At 50.8% G+C, this 25,587-nt stretch carries 18 protein-coding genes, 4 tRNA genes and 1 rRNA gene; 13 read left to right on the top strand and 10 right to left on the bottom strand.

The features are described 5' to 3' along the window. The first annotated feature begins 149 nt into the window (after positions 1 to 149). Both rrf and BZG82_RS11750 read left to right on the top strand, forming a co-directional pair. A 5S ribosomal RNA gene (rrf, locus tag BZG82_RS11755) occupies positions 150 to 265 on the top strand. Between the two features lie 59 nt (positions 266 to 324). Beyond that, a tRNA-Asp gene (locus BZG82_RS11750) sits at positions 325 to 401 on the top strand. Positions 402 to 480: 79 nt separating this feature from the next. On the opposite strand, the gene ilvY is transcribed toward BZG82_RS11750, so the two are convergent. Next, positions 481 to 1,344, bottom strand: coding sequence for an HTH-type transcriptional activator IlvY (gene ilvY / locus BZG82_RS11745; RefSeq protein ID WP_077479963.1), 864 nt, complete (start codon positions 1,342 to 1,344; stop codon positions 481 to 483). Positions 1,345 to 1,475: 131 nt separating this feature from the next. Here ilvY and ilvC point away from each other — a divergent pair, with 131 nt between their 5' ends. Beyond that, positions 1,476 to 2,963 (top strand): ketol-acid reductoisomerase, encoded by a 1,488-nt coding sequence (gene ilvC / locus BZG82_RS11740; protein ID WP_069590337.1) that lies wholly within the window; start codon positions 1,476 to 1,478, stop codon positions 2,961 to 2,963. A gap of 55 nt (positions 2,964 to 3,018) precedes the next feature. On the opposite strand, the gene ubiK is transcribed toward ilvC, so the two are convergent. The 4 genes from ubiK to BZG82_RS11720 form a co-directional block, all read right to left on the bottom strand. Next, complete coding sequence (ubiK, locus tag BZG82_RS11735) at positions 3,019 to 3,279, bottom strand: ubiquinone biosynthesis accessory factor UbiK (RefSeq protein ID WP_069590334.1); 261 nt, start codon at positions 3,277 to 3,279, stop codon at positions 3,019 to 3,021. Between the two features lie 91 nt (positions 3,280 to 3,370). Beyond that, positions 3,371 to 6,463, bottom strand: a complete 3,093-nt coding sequence (locus tag BZG82_RS11730; protein ID WP_077663235.1) for a multidrug efflux RND transporter permease subunit — start codon at positions 6,461 to 6,463, stop codon at positions 3,371 to 3,373. Between the two features lie 12 nt (positions 6,464 to 6,475). Next, positions 6,476 to 7,582: an efflux RND transporter periplasmic adaptor subunit gene (locus BZG82_RS11725; RefSeq protein ID WP_077479960.1), complete on the bottom strand. Its 1,107-nt coding sequence runs from the start codon at positions 7,580 to 7,582 to the stop codon at positions 6,476 to 6,478. A 21-nt stretch (positions 7,583 to 7,603) separates the two neighbouring features. Continuing rightward, a complete protein-coding gene (locus BZG82_RS11720) occupies positions 7,604 to 8,203 on the bottom strand; it encodes a TetR/AcrR family transcriptional regulator (protein ID WP_232112113.1) in 600 nt (199 codons plus the stop codon). A 130-nt stretch (positions 8,204 to 8,333) separates the two neighbouring features. On the opposite strand from BZG82_RS11720, the gene rep reads away from it, so the two are divergent. Then, the gene (gene rep, locus BZG82_RS11715; protein WP_077765906.1) at positions 8,334 to 10,355 is read left to right on the top strand and encodes a DNA helicase Rep; all 2,022 of its coding nucleotides are present in this window, start codon (positions 8,334 to 8,336) and stop codon (positions 10,353 to 10,355) included. Between the two features lie 55 nt (positions 10,356 to 10,410). On the opposite strand, the gene BZG82_RS11710 is transcribed toward rep, so the two are convergent. Then, positions 10,411 to 10,845: a c-type cytochrome gene (locus tag BZG82_RS11710; RefSeq protein ID WP_069590326.1), complete on the bottom strand. Its 435-nt coding sequence runs from the start codon at positions 10,843 to 10,845 to the stop codon at positions 10,411 to 10,413. 322 nt (positions 10,846 to 11,167) lie between these two features. On the opposite strand from BZG82_RS11710, the gene BZG82_RS11705 reads away from it, so the two are divergent. The 8 genes from BZG82_RS11705 to BZG82_RS11670 all read left to right on the top strand — a co-directional run bounded on the left by BZG82_RS11705 (position 11,168) and on the right by BZG82_RS11670 (position 18,495). Continuing rightward, a tRNA-Arg gene (locus tag BZG82_RS11705) sits at positions 11,168 to 11,244 on the top strand. A 34-nt stretch (positions 11,245 to 11,278) separates the two neighbouring features. Further along, positions 11,279 to 11,354 (top strand) — tRNA-His (locus BZG82_RS11700). Between the two features lie 25 nt (positions 11,355 to 11,379). Beyond that, positions 11,380 to 11,456: transfer RNA gene (locus tag BZG82_RS11695), tRNA-Pro, on the top strand. A gap of 766 nt (positions 11,457 to 12,222) precedes the next feature. Next, positions 12,223 to 13,941: an ABC transporter ATP-binding protein gene (locus tag BZG82_RS11690; protein ID WP_077765905.1), complete on the top strand. Its 1,719-nt coding sequence runs from the start codon at positions 12,223 to 12,225 to the stop codon at positions 13,939 to 13,941. A gap of 92 nt (positions 13,942 to 14,033) precedes the next feature. Beyond that, positions 14,034 to 15,587: an ABC transporter substrate-binding protein gene (locus BZG82_RS11685; RefSeq protein ID WP_077663234.1), complete on the top strand. Its 1,554-nt coding sequence runs from the start codon at positions 14,034 to 14,036 to the stop codon at positions 15,585 to 15,587. A 56-nt stretch (positions 15,588 to 15,643) separates the two neighbouring features. Then, positions 15,644 to 16,621: an ABC transporter permease gene (locus tag BZG82_RS11680; protein ID WP_069590320.1), complete on the top strand. Its 978-nt coding sequence runs from the start codon at positions 15,644 to 15,646 to the stop codon at positions 16,619 to 16,621. A gap of 3 nt (positions 16,622 to 16,624) precedes the next feature. Further along, positions 16,625 to 17,563: an ABC transporter permease gene (locus BZG82_RS11675; RefSeq protein WP_077663233.1), complete on the top strand. Its 939-nt coding sequence runs from the start codon at positions 16,625 to 16,627 to the stop codon at positions 17,561 to 17,563. Between the two features lie 119 nt (positions 17,564 to 17,682). After that, a complete protein-coding gene (locus BZG82_RS11670) occupies positions 17,683 to 18,495 on the top strand; it encodes a hypothetical protein (RefSeq protein WP_077765904.1) in 813 nt (270 codons plus the stop codon). A 75-nt stretch (positions 18,496 to 18,570) separates the two neighbouring features. Here the strand turns inward: BZG82_RS11670 and BZG82_RS11665 are convergent, their stop codons facing one another. The 4 genes from BZG82_RS11665 to hemC are packed head-to-tail and all read right to left on the bottom strand — an operon-like array spanning position 18,571 to position 22,583. After that, a complete protein-coding gene (locus tag BZG82_RS11665) occupies positions 18,571 to 19,767 on the bottom strand; it encodes a heme biosynthesis HemY N-terminal domain-containing protein (protein ID WP_077765903.1) in 1,197 nt (398 codons plus the stop codon). After that, the gene (locus BZG82_RS11660; RefSeq protein ID WP_077479952.1) at positions 19,764 to 20,894 is read right to left on the bottom strand and encodes a uroporphyrinogen-III C-methyltransferase; all 1,131 of its coding nucleotides are present in this window, start codon (positions 20,892 to 20,894) and stop codon (positions 19,764 to 19,766) included. Before BZG82_RS11660 ends, BZG82_RS11665 begins: the two co-directional genes overlap by 4 nt. Then, the gene (locus BZG82_RS11655; RefSeq protein ID WP_077765902.1) at positions 20,887 to 21,651 is read right to left on the bottom strand and encodes a uroporphyrinogen-III synthase; all 765 of its coding nucleotides are present in this window, start codon (positions 21,649 to 21,651) and stop codon (positions 20,887 to 20,889) included. The genes BZG82_RS11660 and BZG82_RS11655 overlap by 8 nt, the downstream gene beginning before the upstream one ends. Further along, positions 21,648 to 22,583, bottom strand: a complete 936-nt coding sequence (gene hemC / locus BZG82_RS11650; RefSeq protein WP_069590307.1) for a hydroxymethylbilane synthase — start codon at positions 22,581 to 22,583, stop codon at positions 21,648 to 21,650. Before hemC ends, BZG82_RS11655 begins: the two co-directional genes overlap by 4 nt. Positions 22,584 to 22,973: 390 nt before the next feature. Between hemC and BZG82_RS11645 the strand changes: the two genes are divergently transcribed. Next, positions 22,974 to 25,559 carry a class I adenylate cyclase gene (locus BZG82_RS11645; RefSeq protein ID WP_077479950.1) on the top strand — a complete coding sequence of 862 codons (2,586 nt, stop codon included), beginning with the start codon at positions 22,974 to 22,976 and terminating at the stop codon, positions 25,557 to 25,559. Positions 25,560 to 25,587: the final 28 nt, after the last annotated feature.

Genomic DNA, 25,587 nt, shown 5'->3' with positions numbered 1-25,587 from the left:
TGTACTAATTGCCCGTGAGGCTTAACCATACAACACCCAAGAGGTTTTGGGTTGGACTTAAAATAAGCCAGTTGATTGTGGCGAGAACGAACAGCTTTCTAGATTGATGGTTTTCACTTTTAAAAAAGTGAAGACAAAACAAAATTTTGCTTGGCGACCATAGCGCTTTGGACCCACCTGACTCCATGCCGAACTCAGCAGTGAAACGAAGCAGCGCCGATGGTAGTGTGGGGTCTCCCCATGTGAGAGTAGGACATCGCCAGGCTTTGATTACAATTGATTAAAGCAAAGAGATATAAGTCTTTAGTCATACAGAATTGGTGCGGAGTGGTAGTTCAGTTGGTTAGAATACCGGCCTGTCACGCCGGGGGTCGCGGGTTCGAGTCCCGTCCACTCCGCCACTACTTTAGAAACCCTAGCTGAAAAGCTGGGGTTTTTTGCGTTTAAGCACCGGCATCATTGTGTTGGGGCTTTTTGTGTTTATCGCATGACATCGAGTAGAGCGTTGAGTAAAGGTTCTTTTGCGCGGGAAGCTTTACAACAAAGGCCTAGTTCGAGAGGTTGCACAATTTCTTGGCGTAATCGCTCAACCTTGTCTTTTACTGGGCTGTTATCAATCACCACATCTGGCGCGACACCAATACCACAGCCCAATGCCACCATACTGACAATCGCCTCATGGCCGGCTATTTGTGCGTAGACGTTTGGCTCGATACCTTTACCGGTCAACCATTGATCAGCGAGTTCGCGCGCTGTCCCTGCTTCGGGCAAGATTAATGGTGTGTGCTGCCAGTCAATGGCTTGTAGGTCAATGCCACTGCTGGCCATTGCCGGTGCGATAACCGACAAACTGACTGTATCAATTGGTTGAAACACTAAGCTGGATGACAAGCGTTTGGGTTTAGCGGCAATGGCAATGTCGGCACTATTGTCTTGCACCTTCTCTTCTGCTTGAGCGGGGTCGCCGGTTAGCAGTTGTAGCTCGATATTTGGGTATTGTTGACGAAAGCGCGCGAGGAGCTCAGGTAAATGGCTATAGCTTGCCGTGACTGAACAAAAGAGCGTGAGCTTACCGCCGAGCAAAGAGGCATGTTCATTGATACTGGCTTTAGTGGTGTGCCAAAGCTGCAGGATATCGCGTGCGACGGGAAGCAGCGTTTTACCTGCTGGGGTGAGATCGACCGCTTTATTGGTGCGAATAAACAAAGGCTGACCAATATCTTCTTCGAGACGTTGGATGATTCGGCTCAGCGCAGAAGGGCTGACGTGCATTGCTTGTGCGGCTCGGGTATAGCTTTTGGTGTCACAGAGGTGGAGAAAGCCTGTGAGTTGCTTTGCATTCATAATTTATTGTTGCTGTAACTGCAATGTTATGTTGTGAATATATCACTTTAGGCAATATAGTGGTTAGGGTAGTATCAAAAATACGCGGTGAAAACACACCCAATCACGGATTTGAATCAATGGAGCACCCCATGGCGAACTACTTTAATACCCTGAATTTACGTCAACAATTGGAACAATTAGGCGTATGCCGATTTATGGATCGTGATGAATTTGCCACCGAGGCCGAATTTCTCAAAGGTAAAAAAGTGGTGATTGTGGGCTGTGGTGCACAAGGGCTCAACCAAGGCTTAAACATGCGTGACTCGGGTCTTGATGTGGCTTATGCACTACGTCAGGCTGCTATTGATGAAAAACGGCCTTCTTATCAGAACGCGGTCGAAAATGGATTTGAAGTGGGTAGCTACCAAGATTTGATCCCACAGGCAGACTTGGTGATTAATCTTACGCCAGATAAACAGCACTCCAACGTGGTTGAAACCGTGATGCCACTGATGAAAGAGGGCGCTGCACTCGGTTACTCACATGGCTTTAATATTGTCGAAGTCGGTCAGCGTATCCGTGAAGACATTACTGTGGTTATGGTGGCGCCAAAGTGCCCGGGCACCGAGGTGCGTGAAGAATACAAACGCGGCTTTGGTGTTCCGACGCTGATTGCCGTTCACCCAGAAAATGATCCTAAAGGCGAAGGCTTTGAGATTGCGAAAGCATGGGCCGCTGCAACCGGTGGTCACCGTGCTGGCGTACTCGCCTCCTCATTCGTAGCAGAAGTGAAATCCGATCTGATGGGTGAGCAAACTATTTTGTGTGGCATGCTGCAGGCCGGATCCATCGTTTGCTACGAGAAAATGATCGCAGAGGGTGTTGAGCCAGGTTATGCGGGTAAGCTTATTCAGTACGGCTGGGAAACCATTACGGAAGCGCTGAAGTTCGGGGGCATCACCCACATGATGGATCGCTTGTCCAACCCAGCGAAAATCAAAGCCTTTGAACTGTCGGAGTCGCTTAAAGAACTGATGCGTCCTCTATATAACAAACATATGGATGACATCATTTCTGGCCATTTCTCCGCGACCATGATGGCCGATTGGGAAAACGGCGATAAAGACTTGTTCACATGGCGTGAAGAAACGGCACAGACCGCGTTTGAAAACTATCCCGAGTCGGATGTAAGCATCAGTGAGCAAGAGTTCTTTGATAACGGTATTTTGATGGTTGCTATGGTGCGTGCAGGGGTCGAGCTTGCTTTTGAAGTTATGGTGTCATCCGGCATTATCGAAGAGTCAGCGTATTACGAGTCATTGCATGAATTACCTTTGATTGCCAACACCATCGCGCGTAAGCGTCTTTATGAAATGAACGTGGTCATTTCCGATACGGCTGAGTACGGCAACTACTTATTTGCAAACGTCGCAACACCGCTGCTGCGCGAACACTTTATGCCAACAGTAGGGGCTGATGTGATTGGTAAAGGACTCGGAGAAACCTCTAACCAGGTCGACAACGCCACCTTAATCGAGGTCAATGATCGTATCCGTAACCACCCGATTGAGTATATCGGCGAGGAATTGCGCGGCTATATGACTGATATGAAGCAAATCGCGATTAATAACCACTAACGACACAGTATGAGATGAAAGCCTGGCCAGTGGTCAGGCTTTTTTAATGATGGATTTAGGCGTCGGTGTCTTGGTTGAGCTTTTTTTCCATCTCTGCAAGTTTGGCTTCAAGCTCGGTCAACTTTTGACGGGTGCGTAGTAGCACCTGAGTCTGCACATCAAACTCTTCACGGCTTACCACGTCGAGCTTGGTCAACTGGCCTTGAATGGCTTGGCGCACACGGCTTTCCATATCCGTGCCTAACTCTTTGACAGGCTGAGGCATGGCGTCGTGAATTTGCTTGGCCACTTGCTCAAGTTTTTTGGGGTCAAACATGGAATACTCCTTCATTAACTGCCTTTATTCTATGTAAATACGGGCAGCTTGTCGAAAGATGACAAAAGAGAAGGGCCCGAAGGCCCTTTAATTAGTGTGACGCGTGATAGTCTTTATCGAGCTTGTCGAGCTCATCGTCTTCGACAAACACAGGCAGTGGTTTGTGTTTGCTGGCCAGATAGGTGTAAATCACTGGCAAAACGAATAGGGTAAACAAGGTACCGATAGCAAGACCTGCCACGATCACAATCCCGATGCTAAAGCGTTGCTCGGCACCTGCGCCGGTCGCGAACATCAGAGGGATCAGGCCAGCAATCATTGCTGCAGTGGTCATTAAGATCGGGCGCAAGCGAATTTTAGCCGCTTCTTTGACCGCATCCATCCGACTGGCTTGATGATGCAGCTGCTGCTCTTTGGCCACCTCACAGATCAAAATACCGTGTTTGGTAATCAGACCTATCAAGGTGATCAACCCGACTTGCGAGTAGATATTCATCGACGATAACCCCCATGCGAGTGCAATTAATGCACCACAAATGGCGAGCGGTACAGAGACCAAGATCACCAGTGGGTCGAGCAAGGATTCAAACTGAATCGCAAGGACCAGATAAATGATCGCTAAGGCGAACAAGAAGGTGGCATAGAGTGCGCTACCTTCTGTGACGTATTGGCGAGATTCACCGAGGTAATCGTGTTGATAGCCCTTAGGCAACTCTGCAGCTTTGCTTTCAAACCAGTCAACAGCAGTTCCCATGGTCACGCCAGGCGCTGCCACTGCACTGATTGTAGCGGCATTCAATTGGTTGAAATGCGGCAGTGAACGAGGCTCTGCGGTAATGTCGATATCAATCAGCGAACCGAGTGGAATCGACTCACCATTTGCCGCGCGTACGTAATAACCTTCGATAGACTCAGGGTTGAGGCGATATTTACGCTCAACTTGTGGGATCACTTCATAAGAGCGTCCATCAAAGTCGATACGATTCACATAGCCATCCGCCATCATGGTGCCAATGGTGGCACCGATGTCTTGCATGGTTACGCCGTAAGAGCCCGCCTTGTCTTTATCAATGCTGATGTTCATAGTGGCCGAGTCAAAGTTAAGGTTCAGCTCCGAATAGACGAAATTCGGACTTGATTGAACCTCTGACATGATTTCAGCCGTCACCTGATAGAGACTTTCAAAGTTATTCGGCGTCGTCACCACGAACTGGATTGGCAAGCCAGACGAGGCGCCGGGGAGCTCTGGCATCTCAAAGGTTGTGACGTTCATGCCCGGAATGTCTTTCACTTCCTCGGCCATGCGCTTCACGATTTCTGACTGGCTGGCTTCACGCTCACTCCATGGCACCAGAGAAGCAATACCAAATGCCTGATTCGACTTAGGTACGCCAGAGAAGACCTGAGAGAAGGCCACCTCTGGTTGTTCGTCGAGCTTTTGGTTCACTTCTGCCATGGTGTTTTGGATGTAATCCAAGTTTGCGGTCGAGGGGGCAGTACCCATCATCACGACCACCCCTTTATCCTCTGAAGGCGCAAGCTCGCTGGGGATAAAGCTGAACAGAACGGGCAACGACGCAAACACGATCACCGCGAAAGACAAGATAACCGGACGACGTTGCATCACCTTATCCAGCATGCCCGCGTAGCGCTCTGTCATGCCGTCTAAGAGGCGATGGACTGTCAACTCAAAACGGCTAGGCTTTGCGTGGGCTTTTAGCATCGATGAACACATCACTGGCGAGAGGGTCAGTGCCACAATCCCAGAGACAAACACGGCCCCGGCAAGTGTTAGCGCAAACTCCTTAAACAATGAGCCGGTGATCCCGCCCATCATGGCGATAGGGGCATACACAGCCGCCAATGTCAGTGTCATTGAGATAACCGGCACGGCAATTTCTCGCGTACCAATAATGGCCGCACGGAAAGGCGATTCACCTAGCTTAATATGCCGGTCGATGTTTTCGAGTACCACGATCGCATCGTCAACCACCAAGCCGATGGCCAATACCATCGCCAGTAGCGTCATCAAGTTCAGCGAGAAGCCAATCATCTCCATGACCAAGGCCACACCAATCAAGGACAATGGAATGGTGATGATTGGGATGATAACGGCGCGGAATGAGCCCAAGAACAAGGTAATCACCACCAGTACGATAATGGCCGCTTCAATGATGGTTTTTACTACCTCATGAATGGACTCGTTAATCGCTTTGGTGGAGTCATACAGTACGTTCATTTGGATATTGCCCGGCATGTTGCGCTCGATTTCTGGGAGCATTGCAATCACGTCTTCGGCAATATTAATGGGGTTGGCGGTAGGCGCGGCATTGACCGCCGCGACCACTGCCTCTGAGCCATTCGCAATGGCACGGTAGCGATCGTGGCTTTTCTCTAGCGAGACTTTGGCAATATCCCCAAGGCGCACCACGCGACCCTCTTGGGTTTCGACCACCAAGTTACGGAGCTCCTCTGGGGTCGACACCTGGGTGTCGGCGCTACCGTTATAAACCATATAGGTACCGATAGCTTGACCGGTGGCGGACTGGTAGTTATTGGCACTCAGTACCGACATGACATCCGTGGCCGTTAGGTTAAACCCGGCCATTTTCTGAGGATCCAGCCAAACACGTAGACCGTATTTCACCCCGCCGTATAAGTCGATTTTCGACACCCCATTCACGGTAAACAGCTGAGGCTTCACGACCCGTTCGAGGTAATCAGTGATCTGGCTTGAATCGAGCTCCGGTGAGGTAAAGCCGATGTACATCACCGCAGTGGTTGAACCCGTCGACATCGATACTGAGGGGTCTTCTGCCTCAGTCGGAAGCTGCGCACGTACCGAATTGACCTTGGCAAGAATATCCGCCAGTGCCGCATTCGGATCTGTGTTTAGCTTCATGTTGACGGTAATCGTCGAGGTCCCCAGCACCGATTCTGAGGTCATAAAGTCAATATTGTCAGCTTGGGCGACTGCCTGTTCGAGTGGGGTGGTGATAAACCCCTGAATCAAATCAGCACTGGCACCATAGTAGCTGGTTGTGATGGTGACCACGGTATTGGTCATCTCCGGGTATTCCCTGACTTGCATCTTAAAAAGCGACTGCAAGCCTAGCAGCGCAATCAGTATACTGATTGAGGCTGCCAGTACTGGGCGCCGGATAAAAATATCAGTAAAGCGCATCACATCCTCGTCTTACAATTGAGGTAATTGTTCTGGTGGTGTGAGAGCGTCATTTTCGACGATTTTCACTTTTGAACCGTTGCTCAAGCGCACTTGGCCGGACGTTACCACGAGATCGCCAGGTGCGAGACCATCAATGATTCGGACTTGGTGGCCACGACGCTCGCCCACTTTAAGCACTTGCTGATAAGCACGCTTTTCGCCATCTTCTTCACGGATCACATAAACACTTTCGCCATACAAAGTGAAGTTAATCGCGGTTTGGTCAATCACGATTTGATCTTCAATGGTGGGCAAAATGATGTCTGCACGGGCAAACATCCCTGAGCGTAGTTGCCCATCGTTGTTGGGAATGTTGGCCTCCACTTTAATCAGGCCGCTTTGACTGTTGACGGCTGGCTCGATAGCACTAATTGAGCCGATAAATTCCATTTCTGGATACGCATCAACGGTGATACGCAGTGGCTGACTGAGACGGATTTTAGCAATGTCCGTTTGTGGCACGGTAAAGCGAAGCTTCATTACAGAGGTATCTTCTAAACGAGCAATATCGGTACCTGGCTGCAAATATTCACCCATAAAGACATTACGCAGACCAATAACCCCATCAAACGGCGCTTGGATATTACGACGGGCGATGGTGGCTTTCAGCGCCGCGATATCCGCTTGTAACGAACGATAATTCGCCTCGGCTTCATCGAGTGCTTCTTTGGAAATGGAGCCTTTGGCAAACAGACCTTGATAGCGTTTAAATTTTGCTTCCGCTGCAGGCAGGCGCGCTTGAGTGCTGGCGAGGTTGGCTTTTTCAACACTCGAGTCGAGCTCGACCAGGTTTTGCCCACGCTCGACGGTTTGGCCTGATTCAAAATTGATCACATCGACCACCCCTGCAATTTGCGTGGTTAGGGTAATCCCTTGATTTGGCTCGATAAAACCAATAGCGTCGATGGTGGGGGTCCATGGCTCAGCAGCAACCGTCACGGCCGTGACCGGATGGGTTGGTTCCGGCATATTTGCCATGTATTCCGCTATCTTTTGCTGCTTGAACAGGTTAAAGCCAATCACACTGCCAAACAGCAGCAGTGCAAGGATCAGCATGACAAAAAACCATTTTTTCATCGAAGTTAGCTCCGAACGTCGTTAGTGAAGAGAAATTGCATCCCAGCAAGCGCGAATTGCATCTGCGATAGTATCATCGCTCAGGGTTATAACACCCCGAACCTGTTTGCGAGCTAAACAAACCGCCGGTTCTAGCCCGAGAGCGATCAAAACTTCATCGTTCATGGGTTTGAATAGCCCTTGGTCTTTACCTTGTTGAATCACATGATAAAGATCAGCAAATGCAATGCGTTCCTGCTGAGTGTGTGCATGGTCATCACGTGGTAGTGCTTCGAATTGATCACGTGATAACAGGAGATGGTCGCGCTGTAACATCATGTGCCACGTATTGCGCCATAGGCGTTCAAATTGGTCGCGCAGTGTTGGTTCATCCTTAACCCCATGTTGAATGTGTGTCGCGCATTGCATCATCAGATGCGCCGATAATTGACGGAGTAAGTCATCCTTGTCATCGAAATAGCGATAAATGGTGCCAGCTGCTACGCCAGCATGCTTGGCGACTTGCTGCATCGAGACTTTATCGAGCCCACGTGTCGCAATGAGTTGCTCAGTGGCTGACAAAATTTGGGTGCGTTTATCCATACTGTGCATGGTATCAATAGTGAATGAACGTTCATTCATTTTAGTCGGATTTTTGCACGAATGACAAGGGCAAAGTGTAGTCAATCTTTGCGACAATCGCGCGGTAAGATAGACATGTGAGTGTTTCCCTCTACAATGCCAACTCAGGTTAAAAAGAGGCGTTGTCACCATGAAACTTAACCCCGCGCAGTCTGATGCGGTGCGCCATATTTCCGGTCCTTGCTTGGTTTTAGCGGGTGCTGGTTCAGGAAAAACACGTGTTATTACCCACAAGATCGCCTATTTGGTGCAACAATGTGGATATAAAGCGCGTCATATCGCGGCGGTAACCTTTACCAACAAAGCAGCGCGAGAAATGAAAGAACGTGTCGCGCAAACGCTCGGTAAACAAGAGTCGCGCGGCCTGATGGTGTCAACCTTCCACACTCTGGGTCTGAATATCATTCGACGAGAATACAAAACCTTGGGGCTCAAGGCGGGCTTTTCTCTCTTTGATGACCAAGACCAATTAGCGTTGCTCAAAACTTTGACCGAAGATGAGCTGGATAATGACAAAGATTTGCTGCGTCAATTAGTGCATACCATCTCGAATTGGAAAAATGCGATGCTGGGGCCTGATGAGGCACTGGCGCAGGCGCAAGGTGAGCGCGATCAGCTATTCGCTGCCTGCTATGCGCGTTATCAAAAACAAATGCGGGCGTACAATGCGTTGGATTTTGATGACTTGATATTGATGCCGGTGGCGTTACTTAGTCAGAATCAAGCGGTTCGGGAGCGCTGGCAAGCACGCATTCGTTACCTGCTCGTGGATGAGTATCAAGATACCAATACCAGCCAGTATCAGTTGGTAAAACTGCTGGTGGGCGAGCGTGCGCGCTTTACGGTGGTTGGGGATGACGATCAGTCGATTTACTCATGGCGAGGCGCCCAGCCGAAAAATCTCGTTTACCTGCAGCAAGACTTTCCTCGCTTGCATGTGGTGAAATTGGAGCAAAACTACCGCTCAACCAGTCGCATCCTCCGCGCGGCCAACATCTTGATTGCCAATAATCCGCATGTTTTTGAAAAAACGCTTTTCTCAGCATTACCTGATGGGGACATGCTAAAGGTATTGACGGCGAAAAATGAAGAACATGAAGCCGAGCGCGTGGTCGGCGAGCTGATAGGCCATCGTTTTCTCGGACGTACCCAATACAAAGATTACGCCATCCTTTATCGCGGAAACCACCAATCGCGTTTAATCGAAAAAGCGCTGATGCAAAACCGCATCCCTTATAAAATATCGGGCGGCACCTCCTTTTTTGCTCGCGCAGAGATTAAAGACATCATGGCTTATTTGCGCTTGCTGACCAACCAAGACGATGACAACGCCTTTTTACGTATTGTGAATACCCCGCGACGCGAAATCGGCCCTGTCACGTTGGAAAAACTGGGTAGCTACGCAAACCAGCGAGGCAAAAGCTTGTTTGCGGCGAGCTTCGAGTTGGGGCTGACACAGCATTTGTCGGGCCGAGGGTTGGCCTCGTTACAGGCGTTCACACGTTGGATTGTTGAATTGTCCGATCAGGCTGAACGTGGCGATACAGTTGCCGCAGTACGGGCGTTATTGCGCGATACCCATTACGAAGACTGGCTATATGAGACCTCATCCAGCCCCAAAATGGCGGAAATGCGGATGAAAAATGTCTCGGATCTCTACAGCTGGATAGTGGCTGACTTAGAGGGTGACAACCCGGATAATGTCGAGCGCAGTTTACGAGAAGTGGTTCAGCGCCTTACGCTGCGCGACATGATGGAGCGAGGCGAAGACGATGATGATGCCGATCAAGTACAGCTGATGACCTTACATGCGTCTAAGGGGCTCGAATTTCCCTATGTATATATGATTGGCATGGAAGAAGGTTTGTTGCCTCACCAGTCGAGCATCGACGAAGACAATATCGATGAAGAGCGGCGTTTGGCGTACGTGGGGATCACGCGGGCACAAAAAGCGCTGACTTTTGTGGTGTGTAAAGAGCGTCGCCAATTTGGTGAATTGATAAAACCGCAGCACAGCCGTTTTCTTGACGAATTGCCGTTTGAGGATGTGGAATGGGAGACGAACAAGAAGCCCGTTTCACAACAAGAGCGTATGGAGAAAGGACAAGCCGCGATCGCGAACCTAAAAGCGATGTTAAACCAAAATAAATAAGCGCCGTTGATACGGCGCCTCTTATCACTCAGTCGAACGTAATAACCATTCCGTCTTAGAGCGCGTCTAGCATGTGCTCAATCGCGGCAACGATCTCGTCGTCAGAGCAGTCCATACAGGTGCCTTTAGCAGGCATCGCATTAAAGCCATTGATAGCGTGTTTGGTGAGGGTTTCCATGCCTTTATCGACACGAGGTCCCCAAGCGGCGGCGTCACCGGTTTTTGGTGCGCCTGCTGCGCCTGTGCTGTGGCACGCAGTGCAGTAGGTATTATAAACCTGATCGCCGGTACGCGGACCCGTCGGTTCAGCGGCAGCCGTTTCGACCGGGGCTTGACCGTCAAGGTATACATCACCCACTGGGGCAATGCGCTCGGCAATGGCGGATTTTTCACTCTCTGAGACTTCAAGCGCCTGTGCGGCTGAAGCAAACATGAAGGCAGCCACAGAGGCAACCATGATATGACGTAGACTCTTTCCCTTTGCGCTCACAATGACACTCCCACATTACTGGTGGCTTACGCCTTTTTCGTCTTATTTTGTCGCCAACCTCAAAGGGTGAATCAATGAAGACGTGATTCGGCCGCGACATTCATATTTCTCTACGGGCTCACCCAAACAGGGTAGGTTAACCCCGTGTAAAGATTAGGTGATTATAGCGCTTTAGATTGTTACGTTAAACCGTTATAGTAGAGACCTAACTGACGATTTCTACGCAATTTGTCCAAAAAGAGACCAGTCAGTAAAAAAATTAAAAAAAGTGCTAGACGGCTGGTAACGATATCCGTAATATTCGTCACCGCCAACGGGGCAAGCGCCCGTAGCTCAGTTGGATAGAGCGTTGGCCTCCGGAGCCAAAGGTCACAGGTTCAAATCCTGTCGGGCGCGCCATTCCGGGATAGAAATAGATGGCAAAAAATCAGTGGTGGCTGTAGCTCAGTTGGTAGAGCCCTGGATTGTGATTCCAGTTGTCGCGGGTTCAAGTCCCGTCAGCCACCCCATTATTCCCGCTAAAAGCGAAAATGTCGGTGAATAGCGCAGTTTGGTAGCGCATCTGGTTTGGGACCAGAGGGTCGGGGGTTCGAATCCCTCTTCACCGACCACTATTCAAACCCCAGCCTAACGGCTGGGGTTTTTTCGTTTTTACCTGTTCGTTTGGGATAGCGGGTCGGGGGCCGGAAGCCCGGTCGCGCGGAAGGCCGCCCCATCGAATTCCTCTTCACCGACTACCATTCAAACCCTAGCCTAACGGCTGGGGTTTTTTCGTTTCTAGGTCTGCTTATCATGATAGGTGCGTCTGTATAGACCCCTGTCTGATTTACCTACCTTGCCTGCCTATTTATTTTTTGTCGCGATGATGCGGCTTCATGAAGAAAAAGTCAGAAATTAGAGCTTAATCAAGAATCCCACACAGAAAAAACCCTGAATCTGCCCGATATCAGCGGCTACGCGATACTGCTGCTATACCTTAGATTAAACAGGGTAAAACACTGCTATTTTTGTTATTGATAAAATAGATAACAATTTACGCCGTTAATATCAGGGTAAAGCACTGGCAGTGTTTGATGAGTGTTAACAGGTTAGGCTTTATCTTATGCGTAATTTGTTTTACAACTGTGACACGGTAATGAGTCTGTATTTCACTGATATGAAATGTGTTTTGTATCTTTTGGTGTGAGTTTACAGAGAATGACTGTGAATGATTATTCGACCCTTAAGCAGGATTATGGCATATCCTGCTGTGTTGTTGATTTTTTGTGAAATGTTTGCCAGATTGGAATCCCCCTATTTTTTACTGGGTATCGGTTGAACAGGGCTCAGTCTGGACAAGGAGTACATCGTCACATTCGACGATGCCAAGGATGATAAATGGCACTGCTAGAAGTAAATAACCTACGAATAGAGTATCCGTCTCGTCATGGCGTTCATGCGGCAGTGAAATCACTGTCATTTACCATTGAACGCGGCGAGATCGTTGGTGTGGTCGGTGAGTCCGGCGCGGGTAAGTCGACGGTTGGCAACGCGGTGATTGACTTACTTAGCCCACCGGGACGGATAGCCAGCGGCGATGTGTACCTCGATGGCAAAAAGATTTCTGGTCTGACGCCCAATGAGATGCGCAAGGTTCGTGGGGATAAGATTGGCTTTATCTTCCAAGACCCCATGACATCGTTAAACCCACTGTTCACGGTGGAGCAGCAGCTGACTGAAACCATTCTTACCAATTTAAATGTGACTCAGCAGCAAGCCTATCAGCGGGCGTTGACCTTAATGGAGCAAGTGGGGATTCCAGATCCAGAAATCCGCATTAAACAGTACCCCCACCAATTCTCTGGCGGCATGCGTCAGCGTGTGGTGATTGCTATCGCCCTAGCCGGTGAACCCGATTTAATCATTGCCGATGAGCCTACCACTGCATTGGACGTATCAATACAGGACCAAATCCTGACGCTCATCCGTGACTTGTGTCAGCAGAAAAACGTCGGCTGTATGTTGGTGACCCATGATATGGGTGTGGTCGCGAATGTCACTGATCGCGTTGCGGTGATGTATCGCGGTGATTTGGTGGAAATTTGCACCACCCAACAAGTACTCGGTGAGCCACAACATCCTTACACGCAAAGTCTGATTTCGGCGGTACCACGCTCAGATATCAAGCTGGATCGCTTTCCACTGGTTAACTATATCGAAGAAGCTGGCGAAACCGTCGAGCTGGATATTAAAAACCATTGGCTGGGGCAAAGCCAAGATCAACGCGCTTATACCGGACCGTTATTGCAAGTCAAAGACGTATCGCTGCGTTTTGTTACCAAAGATTCGTTATTTGCCAGCCGTCGCGAATATGTTCAAGCGTCTGATCATGTCAGCTTCGATATTGTCGAAGGTGAAACCTTCGGGCTGGTGGGCGAGTCAGGGTCGGGTAAGTCGACCATTGCCCGTGCGATTACGGGGCTGTATCCGCCCAATACCGGACAAATCATTTTTGAAGGCATTGATCTCACCGCGATTAAGAGCGAACGGGCGCGACGGCCAATTCGTCGTCAAATGCAGATGGTGTTTCAGAACCCGTATTCGTCGATGAATCCGCGGATGAAAATCTATGACATTATCGCTGAGCCTATTCGCTTCCACCGCTTGGCAGACAATGAGTCTCAGATCCGTCAGATCGTGGGGGATTTATTGGATCATGTTGGATTAGGACGTGGCGCGGGGATCAAATACCCTCACGAGTTCTCTGGTGGCCAACGTCAGCGGATTTCAATTGCCCGCGCACTGGCAACGCGCCCGCGCTTATTGATTTGTGATGAACCTACGTCGGCGCTGGATGTGTCGGTGCAGGCCCAAATTCTAAACCTGCTTAAAGACCTACAAGACGAGCTCAATCTCACCATGCTGTTTATCAGTCACGATTTGCCAGTTATTCGACAAATGTGTGATCGCATTGGTGTGATGCGCAAGGGTCAGCTGTTGGAAGTGGCACCGACCGAGCAACTATTTACCGATCCTCAGCATGAATACAGCCGCAAGCTGATTTCATTGATGCCGGAATTTAAGGGAATGAGCACGGAAGGTTTGCAAACGGCATAGTTAGCCTGTGCCGTCGCGGCCAGATGGCCGCAATTGATTACCGATGCAAACACAGCAGGGGACACTCCCCTACGCATAAAGGAGCTATGCAAATGAAAACAATGAAGAGCAAGATTGCCGTGGCGCTGATGGCCGCAGGCCTAAGCTTTAGCGCAGCCGCTGCGGATATCACTATTGCTTACGATGCGGATCCTGTCTCACTTGACCCGCATGAGCAACTGTCTGGTGGCACGTTGCAGCTTTCTCATATGGTCTTTGATCCGCTAGTCCGTTTCACCCAAGAGATGGACTTTGAGCCACGCCTCGCCACCTCTTGGGAGCGCATGGATAACAAAACGGTGCGCTTTAATCTGCGTGAAGGTGTGACGTTCCACTCTGGTAACCCATTTACTGCTGATGATGTCGTATGGACGTTCAAGCGCCTCAAATCCTCGCCAGACTTCAAAGGGATCTTCACCCCGATTGTTGATATTAAAAAAGTCGATGCGCATACGGTAGACGTGATCACGGATGGCACCTATCCATTGGTTGAAAACGTGATGACCTATGTCTTCCCGATGGACAGCAAATACTACAGTGGTAAAACCGAAGACGGGCGTGACAAAGCAGAGCTGAAGAAAAATGGCTCAACCTATGCGTCAACACACCTGTCAGGGACCGGTCCTTACGTGGTTACCGAGCGTGAGCAAGGCGTTGTCGTGGAATTTAAGCGCAACGAAAACTACTGGGACAAAGAAAGCGAAGGCAATGTCGACAACATCACCTTACGCCCAATTAAAGAAGACGCCACCCGCGTCGCTGCCTTGTTGTCAGGTGATGTGGATATGATTGCGCCGGTGTCACCGAATGATTACCGCCGTATCGAACGCTCTGATAACTTGCAGTTGGTGACCATGCCAGGGACGCGCGTGATCACTTTCCAAATGAACCAAAGTGTTGTGGATGAGTTTAAAGACCCGCGTGTTCGTCAAGCGGTTGCTTATGCGGTCAATAACGAAGGTATCGCGCAAAAAATCATGAAAGGTGCCGCCACGCCAGCTAGCCAGCAAAGCCCCGTCGGGTATGCAGGCTACAATGCTGATCTAGAGCCGCGTTATGACTTGGCCAAAGCGAAAAAGCTGATGGAAGAGGCGGGTTACCCAGATGGCTTCTCGATCACCATGATTGCGCCGAATAACCGTTATGTGAACGATGAAAAAATCGCTCAAGCGGTTGCGGCGATGATGGCGAAGATTGGGATTAAGGTCGATCTGCAAACCATGCCAAAAGCGCAATACTGGCCAGAGTTTGATAAGTGTGAAGCGGGCATGCAAATGATCGGCTGGCACCCAGATACTGAAGACTCCGCCAACTTTACCGAGTTCTTGACCATGACCCGCAATGCGGACACAGGTAAGGGCCAGTACAACTGTGGTCACTACTCAAACAGTGAAGTCGACAAACTGGTCACGGCGGCGAATTCAGAGACCGATCTCGAGAAGCGCAGTGCCATGCTGCAAAAAGTCGAGAAGATCCTGTATGACGACGCTGCTTTCCTTCCTCTGCACTGGCAGGATCCATCATGGGCCGCCAAAAATAACGTCAACATCAAACCGATTGTTAACGGTATGAACTTCCCTTATTTCGGCGATTTGGTCGTCGAGTAAGGGTGTAAAAGGGGGCCTGATAAGGCCCCTTCATCTCCAATCGCTTAGAGGCAAACATGGTAACGTTTTTAGTCAAACGTCTGGTTCAGGCACTGGTAGTGATGTTTGTGATCAGTCTGGTGGCGTTTGCTATCCAGGACAACCTCGGCGACCCCTTGCGGGAGCTGGTGGGGCAATCAGTATCAGAAGCGGAGCGTAACGCGCTGCGCGATGAGATGGGACTTAACGATCCCTTTATTACCAAGTACACCCGTTTTATCGGTAAAGCGGTACAGGGCGACTTGGGAAATTCGTACTTCTTTAAACGTCCCGTGGTGGACGTGATTTTAGATAAGCTGGTAGCGACACTGGAGCTCGTCGCTGGGGCGGCGTTAATTATCGTTGTCGTGTCGATCCCACTTGGGGTGTATTCTGCCATTCATCCCAATAGCATTCTCACCAAAGTCATTATGGGCTTCAGTATTGTGGGGATCTCGATACCTGTTTTCTTAACCGCCATCATGTTGATGTATGTGTTCTCGATTGAGTTAGGTTGGTTGCCGTCGTATGGGCGAGGTGAAACGGCCAATTGGCTTGGTTGGGAGTCCGGCTTTTTCACCTTGGATGGCTTGGCGCACTTGGTGCTGCCCGCGGTCTCGCTGGCATCGATCATGTTACCGCTGTTTATTCGCTTAGTGCGATCTGAAATGCTGGAAGCGCTTGGCACTGAATACGTGAAGTTTGCGCGTGCCAAAGGCTTGCCCCAGAAGAAGGTGTACTACCAGCACGCGTTAAAAAATACCATGTTGCCCGTTGTCACCGTCGGTGGGGTACAAATTGGTACCATGATTGCCTATACCATCTTGACGGAAACTGTCTTCCAATGGCCTGGCACGGGTTTTCTCTTCCTTGAAGCGATTAACCGTGTGGATACGCCACTGATCACCGCTTATGTGATTTTTGTCGGCTTGATATTTGTGGTCACGAATACCTTTGTTGATCTGCTCTATGGCCTTATCAACCCAACGGTCAATCTTACAGGTAAGGAGGCATAGGCAATGACACAAACAACCACTCAGCCAAACCGTTGGCAGCGCTTTTTAGCCTCAGATTTTCTCTATCACTTTAAGCGTGACAAAGTCGCGATGGCGAGTTTTACCGTCTTTGTCCTGTTCGTCTTGTTGGCGCTATTTGCCCCGCTTATTGCGCCGACCAATCCCTACGATCTGACCATGATTGATATTATGGACTCAGAATTACCCCCGGCATGGATGGAGTGGAGCGATTCGCGTTTCCTATTAGGGACGGATAACCAAGGGCGCGATATTTTATCGACCATGATTTATGGTCTGCGTATCTCCCTGACCATTGGTCTGTGTGCGGTCGGTTTGCAGCTCCTATTGGGCACTGTGATTGGGCTCAGTGCGGGCTATTTTGGCGGACGAATCGACAGCTTTTTCATGCGAATTGCCGATATTCAGTTATCGTTCTCGACCATGATGGTGGCGATCATTGTCTCGGCCATTTTTAAAGCCAGCTTTGGCAGTGAGTTTTACAGCCAATATGCGATCTTAATGCTGGTGGTAATTATCGGAGTGGCGGAATGGCCACAGTATGCCCGCACCATTCGTGCATCTGTGCTTGCTGAAAAGAAGAAAGAGTACGTCGAAGCGGCGCGAGTGATGGGCTTTCGCTCCCCGCGGATCATGTTCCGCCATATTTTGCCCAACTGTCTTTCGCCCATTTTGGTGATTTCGACGGTGCAGGTCGCTAACGCGATTATGTCGGAAGCAGCGCTATCCTTTTTGGGTTTGGGCATGCCGGTCGATCAGCCGTCCTTGGGCTCACTGATCAGTATCGGATTTAACTATATCTTCTCGGGGTCGTGGTGGATCACCGCCTTTCCTGGCATCGTACTGGTCTTGCTGGTATTAGTCATCAACTTGCTGGGCGATTGGCTGAGGGATGTTTTCAACCCCAAAATCTATAAAGGGTGAATAAAATGGCTGCGTTTGCAGCCATTTTTGTTGGAAGCTAACACGCTGAGCAGCGCTCGCTTGAGTCGCCGCGTCACTTTGCTTAAGCTGACAACATTCGGTTTTCAGGAGAGCAAATCATGAGGTGGTTGCGACGTCTTGCGGTCAGTGCCGTAGCAACATGGGCGATCAGTGCGCCAGTGAATGCGGCGCAAACGCCGTGTGCGGTGATTGACCACCAACAAGGCTGGCCCATTATTGGTGAGCAGTGCGATATTGGTGAAGGATTATGGGGCAACCAAGCGCTTGACCCAAATAGCAATGCATTTTGGATCCAGTGCGGGGCAACGGAAGGTGTGCCATCGCGCGCGTTTTTCCAGTCGCTGCGTCAAGGGTTGCCAGACTTGCCGTTTCAGGTGCATCTCCGTGATGGACGCGGGCGTTGCCTGATTGGTCCGTATGATAATCCTGACGTGGCCCGTTTGGTGTTGCAGCGTGTGCGCCAGTTCGGACCTACCCAAAAGGCTGTTATGCGTCAAACACGTCAGCCACTATCGGAACCGGCCGTGATTCGCTTACCCCCTTTAGCGACGCAGGCGAAGTCTATGGCGTCATCGTCGACGATGGCAAAATCAACCATGCCAGCGAGCGCGACCACCATTAACCTGAATCATTTTGGCTTGCCTGAACCGGAAGCCGGCGATCAGCAATATGTGGAAAAGGATATCAATTGGTTGCGTATTGACTATGCAGGCGCGATGGCACGGTGCCAAAAAGAGGGCATGATGCTGGCAAGCCAAGCTGATTTGACCGTGGTATCTAAGGCCACCGATCAGTTGCCTATGCGTTTACCTTATTGGGTGCAAGGAGCAATGGGCGTGGATGCCCGCACTGGGAAAGTGGTGACACGTAATGCCGATGCGGCGTTAAACGTATTGTGTAAAAAGCGTTGACGCTCGGATGAAAAATAACAAACGCCCCGCTTGAAGCGGGGCGTTTTCGTTTGCTTGTGCCTCATTTTTCCACGATTAAGCGGCAGGCGGTTGCTCGGGTAGCGCAAGTTTGAGTGCGGTGCGAGAGACATCGCTGGCCGCTTTTCCTTGATTGAGCTTATCCAATACATCGGCGAGATACGCGTAGTCGGTCACGTCCGCACGATACTCGAGGGCTTTCTCAAAGTGGCTACGCGCGTCTTGCCACTTCCCTTGTTGCATCAGCAACTGTCCTAACGCGCTATGGGTGACAGGATTACGGGAGTCGTACCTGAGGAGCTCTTCGAGCATGACCACGGCGGGATGAATGTCAGGCAGCTTTAAGCTGGGGAGCAGCGCAATCAGGCTGTCTTCCGGACGTTTTTTCAAGGCTTCTCGCAGTAGAATATAGGCTTCAGAATCCGCGTTGCGCGCCACTAAGTGGTGCACCAGCCCCACCAACAGAGCGGGTTGGCTGCGTTTGGTTTTCGAGAGTCGATTCCAGTGGGTTAGCAGCCCCTCAGTGCCTTGTTGGCTGGCAATGTGTGCCATGACACCGAGTTCCGCACGCTCACTGAGTGCTTCCAATTGCGTCCCATCGAGAAGCTGAGCTTTTTTCAGCGTGGGCAGCAAATTCAATAATGCCGACCAATCTTCCAGTTGAATATAGGTGTCTTTAAGCAGGGATAGCATCACCGGGTTTCGAGGGTGTTGGCGCTTAATGGCACGCAATGACGCCAGTGCTTCTTCGTACTGACCGCTTTGGCTGTGTAGTTGTGCACGGGTCAGGGCAAGTGCCAAGCTGTTGGCGTTAAGGTCGGCGGCTTGCTGGAGGTACTGATCCCTGGCATGAAGATCTTGACGCTGCTGCGCGGCTTCGGCAGCGGCCAGTAAATTATGCATGGGCGCGTCACTGAAAGGACGAGCTTTTGCTAATAGCTTCTCCGCTTGCTTCCATTCGCCTTCGCGTAATTTCATCAATCCCGTTTGGGTTTGCTTGCGTGCTTTGCGTTGTTTACGTCCTGATAACCAACCGCTCGCGGTGCTACTGAGCGAGAGCAGCTTGCGCAGCACCCACTCAAGCACCCATAACACCCCAATCAATCCAATAATGAGGATAATCAGAGTAGTAACACTCATCTCAAGTGTCTGCTCGGCAGCAGAGATCAGCACATACCCTTGTTGACCAGCAAGCTCCGGACCGACGAGCAGACCGGCAACCAGCGCTAAGACAAGCAGTAGGAGTTTAATCATGACTGACCCCCTGTGAGTGGCGCGATGTCTCGACGCAGTCGGGTGTCGATTTCATCACTGACCAATGCTTGGCTTTTGAGCTTGTTAGGTAAATCGATGCCGATTCTTTGCTGGTCGAGTGCATCGATTTGCTCGACAAAGCGTTCCGTCACGGTCGCATCTTGGTTATAAAAGCGAAGCGTCCAATCTTTGGCCATACCCAAGGCCTCATGATACAAGGCGTCATTACCTTGATAGACCGCGCGCATCGCTTGATCGAGCTTGTTCTTGACGTTCTCTTGCAAATAGTAGCTTTGCGTTGGCGACAGCAGTGGGACAACATTGCCATCACGTTTTCGGTAGGTGACAAAGTTATCGACAAAATCTTTGACGGAGGTGGTGAGGTTGGTTTGCCAGTCATTAACCGATTCGCTCACCACCGGCTTTTCGGTTTCAATCGCGTCAGGGATCACCGCATTGGCAAGCGGTAAGGTTTCGACTTGCTGTTGCATACTGGTTAAACGCAGCACGATGCCGTCGCGATCAATACGTTTCACTGCTTTTAGCGCCGTAATATCGTCGGCCATCGCCTGACGAATGGGCATCAAAGAAGGATCGTTAAGCTGGGCAATGCGATGGTCGGCCGCCTCCATCAGCGCGGTGGCGCTTTGCGCGTCATGCTCGAGCCAAATCTTGCGTCCGGCCATACGAATTAGGTAATCCGCTTCGGCAAGCAGCCAGTCATTCGGACGGCGCCCTTTCACTTCGGCTACCGCTTTTTGCAAGCTCTTCAAGGTATTGTCTTGCTGCGCTAAGCGTGTTTGGGTGTCATCAACCACTTGCGCCCGCGCTTTTTCTGCTGCCTGTTGCTGGTCATTCAGGGCTTGCTCAAGACGTGCAATCTGCGCTTGCTGCGCGGATAGCGTGTTTTGCAGCACGGTGGCTTGTTGGTGGCCGTGGTAGAAAAGCCAACCACTCGAGCCCAGTGCAATGGCGATGGCAACCGCACCTAATACCAGTCCACCTCGGCTGCGTGTGGCAGGTTTAGACTTATTAGGCGCCGCTTTATTGTGCGAGGCGTGCGTATCTGGTGAAGAGGGAGTCGTGGCCTTGCTTTGCTTGGTGTCGGTGTTTTTGTTGTCAGTCATCCGAAAGTCCCGTTTTTCTTAACCTCAGCAGCGTGTTAACCAGTGCGTCATTGGCCACGCTGTCAACGGTCGTAATCGTGTCAAAACCGAGCGCAGTCGCTTGATCTTGAATCCTTTTACTGGGCACCAGTATACGGCATTGGCGCAGCCAGTGCTGTCCGCTCAGTGTGATAAGTTGATCAAAGTGGGCTAATTGTTGACCACTGGTTACCACCACGGTGGTAATCGTGTCTTGTGGCCAGCTTACTACTTGCGATACTAAAGGCTCAATCGCCCATTGTCGTAGATAGGCCTCGCAATAGTGAACTTGCCCGCCTTGCGACTGCAAGGTTTGCCCCATCATATCGCGTCCGCTCTCTCCGCGAAGAATGACCACCTGCTTCCCTTTTATCACGTTAAAAGGCGCCAATGAGAGCATGCCTTCGCTATCTTCTCGGGCAGGATACTGTACTGGCTGGGTGGTAACCTGCTGCCATTCGTTGGCCGTGCGCTGACCGACGGCCACATAATGACAATGACGCGGCCACGCCATTCCCTGTTGTTGCAGAGCTTGATGGGTAAATGCGACCGCGCGGGGGCTAACGGCCACTAACACACTGCCAGCGGGGAGAGAGGAAAGTAGCGCGGGCAGTGACGGTAAATCTCGCCCCGGCGTAAAGCTAACCAGTGGGCAAGGCAAGGCCGCCAGCTTGTGTTGGGCAAGCTGGTCGACTAATTGGCTGCAATCCGGCTCGGGGCGAACAACAACAATGGTCATGCGTCGTCTTGATAAAGCTTATCCAAGATTTGACGTGCGCCTTGGGCGAGCAGTTGCTCGGCGAGATCGGTGCCCAGTTGTTCGCCTTTCTCGAGCGGTCCTGTAATTTCGCCGCGCAGAATGGTAGAGCCATCGGGCTCACCGACTAAGGCACGTAGCCAGATTTTGTCGCCTTGGATTTCTGAATAACTGCCAATCGGCACCTGACAGCCGCCTTCGAGGCGATTGTTCATCGCGCGTTCGCACAATACGCGTTGGGTGGTGTTGGCGTCAGACAGCGGAGCCAGCAAGGTACGAATACGTTCATCATCCAATCGACACTCAATCCCTACCGCGCCTTGGCCAACCGCGGGTAAGATCACTTCTGGCGGGATTTCGCTGCGAATGCGATCGTGCAAGCCCAGTCGTTTTAACCCAGCTGCTGCGAGGATGATGGCGTCATATTGGCCATCGTCGAGTTTACCGAGACGCGTGCCGACATTGCCGCGCAATGTATTGACCACCAAGTCGGGGCGGCGCTCACGAAGCTGGGATTCTCGACGTAAGCTGGAGGTGCCTACCACCGCCCCTTCGGGCAATGCATCAATGCTGTCGTAATGATTAGAGACAAAGGCGTCACGCGGGTCGCCACGTTCACAAATGGTGACCAGCCCCAGTCCTTCAGGAAATTCGACTGGAACGTCTTTCATCGAGTGCACGGCGATGTCGGCGCGACCGTCGAGCATGGCTTGCTCGAGCTCTTTAATAAACAACCCTTTACCGCCAATCTTGGCGAGCGGCGTGTCCAGAATCACGTCACCTTTTGTGACCATCGGCACCAGCTCGACGGATAAACCTGGGTGTGACTGCTCAAGAGCCGCTTTAACAAACTCCGCCTGCCACAAGGCCAGAGGGCTTTTGCGTGTCGCAATGCGTACGGGGGTTGAATACATGATTTGCTTTCCTTCTTACACAATGGCGCCCATCCTATCATTGGCGCTGCGCTGGACGTAATCTCTCCTGACGCGTTTGCGCATTTATGGCGTGCTGGTCGTGATATAGGTGAAAAAATGTGATCAATCGCTTATTATTACAGCAAATTGTTACTTGGAAAGACGGCATTTTTGCTGGTCTACGACTAAGGTTGTAGAGCGAAAAAGATTGATGTTGGTCTCAAAAATCGCCTATAGTGCGGCATAGATACCACCACACAGGCATCGGGGTTATTGGCTTTACCCGAGTTGTCTAGAGTGTTACATTGATCACGTTTTGTTATCTGCAATTGGGCGGATACGGTGAAGACAGTAACGTCGACCTGTTGACCGGGATGTCAACGAATCTGGATGATTGCCTTGCAAACATACGTTGAACAGCAAACTGAACGCATCGAAGCGTTTAACCGTGTGAGAATGGATCGCGCGCGGTCAGCCATGAGCCGACAGGCTCAAGCGGTTTTCGATGTGCTGCCAGTGCTTTTACATCTAAACCATCCGGCTTTACCGGGGTTTTTTGACGACAGCGTGCCCTTTGGCATTGCCGATTACGAGCTTGATGAGACACAACGTCAGTTTGTCTCCGATTGCCTGATCCACACAGACACCCGTTTCTCCTCTCTAACTGCGCGTTTTGAGCACGATCAGCGCCTGCCGATTAAAGGCATGTATACCATGGGCAGTACCGGCTCCATGGGACAAAGCCTCACCAGTGACCTCGATATTTGGGTATGTGTGGATGCCTCCGTCAGCGCGGCGCAGCGCGAGATGCTGGATGCCAAGTGCACCGCTATTTCAGAGTGGGCCCTCAACCAAGGGGTAGAAGCGAACTTCTTTGTGGTCTGTGAGGGGCGTTTTCGCCACCACTTGTCACAGGCGATGACCAGTGACAACTGTGGCACCAGTCAGCATTTTCTTTTGCTGGATGAGTTTTATCGCTCCTCCATGCGACTCGCTGGCCAAAAACTGTTGTGGTACATGGTGCCACCAGAGATGGAAGCGTGCTACGAGGACTATGTGGATACGCTGGTCGCTGACCATGGCCTTGACCGTCGTGATTGGGTCGACTTTGGTGGTCTACCGACCATCCCAGCCGAAGAATATTTTGGCTCAAGCTTGTGGCAACTGTATAAAAGCATTGATTCACCGTATAAGTCTGTCCTCAAAGCGATTTTGCTCGAAGCCTACTCATGGCAGTATCCCGGCACCCAGCTTCTGAGTGTGGATGGCAAACGCCGTTTCTATGCCGGTTGGGTCGATGTGTATCAGTCCGACGCCTATTATTTGATGCTGGAAAAAGTCACCCGTTATTTGGAATCCATTGGTGACACCCGTCGTCTTGACCTTGTACGTCGTTGTTTTTATCTAAAAACCCATGAGAAATTGACTCAGGCGCCGTCGACTGGCTCGGTCGCATGGCGTCGTGACGTGTTGCGATTGCTAACCCGTGAATGGGGCTGGGATGAACAGGCGCTGGCCTACCTCGACAACCGCCGTTACTGGAAAGTCGAGGAGGTAAAATACGCGCACAACGAGCTGCTTGACGCCTTGATGCAAAGCTATCGGAACCTGATCCGCTTTGCCCGCCGCAACGATATTACGTCCGCGATTAGCCCACAAGACATCAGTATTCTCGCTCGTAAACTGTATGCCGCCTTTGAAGAATTGCCGGGTAAAGTGACCTTATTGAATCCGCAAATTTCGCCGGATTTACACGAATCGGATCTCACCTTTATTCAGGTCTCGGAAGGGCGCACCAATGCGCCGGGTTGGTATTTGTATAAGCACTCGCTTGATCCGGTCGATATCATTGGTCGCGCGCCGCTAGAGCACAATGCTTATTTATCCAAACTGGTGGCGTGGGCGTTTTTCAACGGCTTGCTGACGGAGTCAACCCATTTGCACACCGTGGTGCGCGATGCGGATGTTGATATTGATACCTTGTATCAGCTAGTCAGTGACATGCGTAACACCTTCTCATTGCGTCCACCGCGCCCGACATTGGATGCGCTGTCGAGCCCGTGTGAAATTCGCCAGCTCGCGCTGTTTGTCAATTTAGAGCAAGACCCGACATCGGCATACAAAAAACCGTCGATGCGTTTTGACTTCAAAAACAGTGATATTTTCAGCTACGGTCCCGAACAAACTTGTTTGGTGGGGAGTGTCGATCTCGTTTATCGCAACTCGTGGAATGAAGTTCGGACCCTGAATTACCGTGGCGATGATGCCATTTTGGAAGCATTGAAAACCATGCTGGGCAAAATGCACCAAGACGCGCTGCCCCCAGAGTCTGTGGACGTGTTCTGCTATTCCAGCAAGATGCGTGGCTTGATTCGTAATCTGGTCTATCAATTGGTCGCTGAGTGCATTGAATTGCGCTTAAAACCGATTGAAAAGGAAAAGCGCCGCCGCTTTAAAGCATTACGCATCGGCAAGCAGACCCATGGTTTGTTCTTCGAGCGTCGTGGCGTGTCAGTACAGCGGTTAGAAAACTCGGTTGATTTTTATCGCTGTATTTCCACCAACAAGGTCAACGGCACGCCGGTGATGGTGGTCGATAACCCACAAGATGTGCATCCGCCTGAAGTGGTTGATGCCTACGCCAGTGAAGGCTTGGTGCAGTTTTTCTTTGAAGATTGTACCAATGGTTACAACCTGTATATTCTCGACGAAAACAATCGGGTGGAAGTGTATCGTCAGTGCAGCGGGGATAAAACCGAGATGGTGCAAGGGGTAAACCGTTTCTATACCTCCTCTCATGACCGCTACAGCTACAGTGCCAATTTTATCAACTTTAACTTGCCGCAGTTTTATCAAATCGTGACCGATGAGCAGGGTGAAACCCAAGCCTTGCCGTTTAAATGCGATCCACAATGGCAGCCGCCGCGACAGCCGCCACATCAAGGGTTAGCCGGTCAGGTAGCGTCGTTTAAATAGTCAACGAGCGCGGCCCGAGAGGCTCGCG

Origin of the sequence: Salinivibrio sp. PR5, assembly GCF_001996085.1 — a bacterium.
Taxonomy (GTDB): Bacteria; Pseudomonadota; Gammaproteobacteria; order Enterobacterales; family Vibrionaceae; genus Salinivibrio; species Salinivibrio proteolyticus.
Note: the sequence above shows the minus strand (reverse complement) of the source record. Positions and strands in the feature narration are given on the sequence as shown.

Excerpts from the sequence above, each read along its gene's own strand:
- BZG82_RS11730 (WP_077663235.1), bottom strand. The coding sequence starts at position 6,463 with ATGCGCTTTACTGATATTTTTATCCGGCGCCCAGTACTGGCAGCCTCA.
- ubiK (WP_069590334.1), bottom strand. The coding sequence starts at position 3,279 with ATGTTTGACCCCAAAAAACTTGAGCAAGTGGCCAAGCAAATTCACGAC.
- BZG82_RS11680 (WP_069590320.1), top strand. The coding sequence starts at position 15,644 with ATGGTAACGTTTTTAGTCAAACGTCTGGTTCAGGCACTGGTAGTGATG.
- BZG82_RS11660 (WP_077479952.1), bottom strand. The coding sequence starts at position 20,894 with ATGACTGACAACAAAAACACCGACACCAAGCAAAGCAAGGCCACGACT.
- BZG82_RS11720 (WP_232112113.1), bottom strand. The coding sequence starts at position 8,203 with ATGAATGAACGTTCATTCACTATTGATACCATGCACAGTATGGATAAA.
- BZG82_RS11645 (WP_077479950.1), top strand. The coding sequence starts at position 22,974 with ATGATTGCCTTGCAAACATACGTTGAACAGCAAACTGAACGCATCGAA.
- BZG82_RS11655 (WP_077765902.1), bottom strand. The coding sequence starts at position 21,651 with ATGACCATTGTTGTTGTTCGCCCCGAGCCGGATTGCAGCCAATTAGTC.
- BZG82_RS11725 (WP_077479960.1), bottom strand. The coding sequence starts at position 7,582 with ATGAAAAAATGGTTTTTTGTCATGCTGATCCTTGCACTGCTGCTGTTT.
- BZG82_RS11670 (WP_077765904.1), top strand. The coding sequence starts at position 17,683 with ATGAGGTGGTTGCGACGTCTTGCGGTCAGTGCCGTAGCAACATGGGCG.
- BZG82_RS11690 (WP_077765905.1), top strand. The coding sequence starts at position 12,223 with ATGGCACTGCTAGAAGTAAATAACCTACGAATAGAGTATCCGTCTCGT.
- rep (WP_077765906.1), top strand. The coding sequence starts at position 8,334 with ATGAAACTTAACCCCGCGCAGTCTGATGCGGTGCGCCATATTTCCGGT.
- hemC (WP_069590307.1), bottom strand. The coding sequence starts at position 22,583 with ATGTATTCAACCCCCGTACGCATTGCGACACGCAAAAGCCCTCTGGCC.
- BZG82_RS11675 (WP_077663233.1), top strand. The coding sequence starts at position 16,625 with ATGACACAAACAACCACTCAGCCAAACCGTTGGCAGCGCTTTTTAGCC.
- ilvC (WP_069590337.1), top strand. The coding sequence starts at position 1,476 with ATGGCGAACTACTTTAATACCCTGAATTTACGTCAACAATTGGAACAA.
- ilvY (WP_077479963.1), bottom strand. The coding sequence starts at position 1,344 with ATGAATGCAAAGCAACTCACAGGCTTTCTCCACCTCTGTGACACCAAA.
- BZG82_RS11685 (WP_077663234.1), top strand. The coding sequence starts at position 14,034 with ATGAAAACAATGAAGAGCAAGATTGCCGTGGCGCTGATGGCCGCAGGC.
- BZG82_RS11665 (WP_077765903.1), bottom strand. The coding sequence starts at position 19,767 with ATGATTAAACTCCTACTGCTTGTCTTAGCGCTGGTTGCCGGTCTGCTC.